The following is a 2,215-nucleotide window of genomic DNA, read 5'->3' on the forward strand; positions in this document are numbered from 1 at the left end:
GGCGCGTCACGCCACCGGTCGCAAGGCCGCCGAACTGCGCAAACTGGGCGAGCAGGCTCGCCAGCTTGCCGGTCTCGGATGCATCAGGGATGGATGAGTTCGATGTCATGCTCAGCAAATATGTCCTTGAATGGAGCGGGTGGCGCGCGGTCGCAGACCACCGTTACTTTTTCCGTGATCGGAAAAGTGTTGAGGTACGCTTCGCGTCCGAATTTGTCGATGTCGGCGAGGATCACCGACAAGCGCGTCTGCAACTTCAGCACACCGCGCAGGTTTGATTCGTGTTCTTCATAATCCATCCAGCCATGTTTCAGGTCGCAGGCAGCGATTCCCATGAACGCGGCATCGTAGAAAAAACGTCGCGCGTAAGACAGCGTCTCGTAGCCGACCAGCGCGTTGTCCTTGCCGCGCAGCATGCCCGGCGTCAAGTTCACGCGGGTGACGCTCGTGCCGAGCAGCAGTGCAATATCGATGGAGTTCGTCGTCACCGTCACGTTGCGTCCGATCAGCCGTCGGGCAAATGCAACGGTGGTCGTTCCTGAATCGATGAACAGCGACATGCCGTCCTCCACCAGCGGCACCGCCAGTTCCGCAACACGCGCCTTGCCGCGCACGTTGACCTTGCCCCGCTCCGTGACGGGACGTTCGACATCCAGCCGCGGCGGGACGGCGCCGCCGTAGATGCGCCGCAACATGCCGCTTTGCTCGAGCTCCTTGAGGTCGCGGCGGATGGTTTCCTCCGACACGCTCAAGAGCTTGGCAAGGGGCGTCACCGAGACGCGCCCGTTGTCGCGAAGCCGGGTCAAAATCTCCTGATATCTATGCTCGGACATGAATTGTTCTGTTCTTGCTCTTCTACGATGGCAGCCGTCCTCAATCCTGAAGGACGGGCGTTCGCCGATGACCTCCGGCAGTTTCGTAATCGTATGCCATCGCGAGCAGCGCCGGCTCGCTCCATCGGCGGCCGACGAAAATCAGGTTGAACGGCGAGCCCGATTCGTAATATCCGGCCGGCAACGTGACGCCCGGCAAGCCTGCGATATTGATCTCGCACACCGTCGTTTCGTGCAGCGTTTCGGTGCCCTCCCGCGGCGGCAACGGGTCGCGCAATTGCGGGAACACGAGACCGTCGAGCGCATGCTTCGTCATGACGTCTTCGAAGATCGACAGATAGGTTTCGCGCAGCGCATAGAACGCGCCGATCACCGGCGGCGCTGCTGCGTCTTGCAGGTTCGCTTCCATGTCGGGCAGCGTCGACATGTAGGTCAGCACGCCCCCGGGCCCGAACGGATCTTCCGCGCGGGTCGCATGGACGAAATCCGTCCATGTCTTGATCGTGTTGCCGGGACCGAGACGCTCGAGATACTTCTGCATGTCGTACGGAAGGCTTTCCATGCCGCGTGCATCGAAGTGATCCGATCCCGGCGCAGGCTTGCCGAGCGCTGCGAAACCGCTGCCGGCGAAAGGGTCTGCAACCAGGATCGCGCCGCGTGCTTCGAGCTCTTTCTGTGCGCGTTCATAAAGCGCAATCGTTTCTTCCGATAACGCCCGGTCACGCCAGCCCGGACCGTAAAGTCCCAGCCGCTTGCCCTTGAGCGCGTCGTCACGCAAGCCCGCCGCGTAACCACCCGGCGGCTTCATGCCGACACCGGCCACGGTCTTCAGGTCCTCTTCGGAAAAACCCGCGAGTGCGTCGAGCGTCAGCGCCGCGTCGCGCACGCAACGGGCGATAGGGCCGACCACGTCGCGCGTGCTGCCTGCAAGCGGCATCACGCCTGCGTTGGGAACGAGCGCGAAGGTTGGTTTGATACCGACCAGCGCCTGCGCCGATGCCGGGTTCTGGATCGAACCGCCCGTTTCCTCCGCGAGACCAAGAACGGCCATGCTCGCACCGACCGCCGTCGCCGTGCCTGCGCTGCTGCCTCCAGGCATGAACGATACATCGACCGCGTTGAGCGTGGGACCCGCCCAGCTATCGTTTGCATGCGAACCTGTGGCGCTGAGCACGGGTACGTTCGTCTTGCCGAGAATCACGCAACCCGCCGCACGCATGCGAGCCACGACCGGAGAGTCCGTGGACGGCATCAATGAGCTCGGCAACGTCGTAGGTGGTGGGGATGTCGCGGCGAAAATAAAATAGCAGCATGGCTAGCGTGACGGCGACCGCGACGATGTCTACGGGAATCATCACGCTCGCGTAGTGAGCAAAGCCTAT

Annotated in this window: 2 protein-coding genes; both read right to left on the bottom strand. The window is 62.4% G+C overall.

Features of this window, described 5'->3' with window-relative positions:
- Positions 1-83 precede the first annotated feature (83 nt).
- Positions 84-833, bottom strand: coding sequence for a DeoR/GlpR family DNA-binding transcription regulator (locus ACRXB1_RS34930; protein WP_062003010.1), 750 nt, complete (start codon positions 831-833; stop codon positions 84-86).
- A 40-nt stretch (positions 834-873) separates the two neighbouring features.
- Positions 874-2,085 carry an amidase gene (locus tag ACRXB1_RS34935; RefSeq protein ID WP_449494641.1) on the bottom strand — a complete coding sequence of 404 codons (1,212 nt, stop codon included), beginning with the start codon at positions 2,083-2,085 and terminating at the stop codon, positions 874-876.
- Between the last annotated feature and the right edge of the window lie 130 nt (positions 2,086-2,215).

It is taken from the genome of Caballeronia sp. M23-90 (assembly GCF_053574605.1).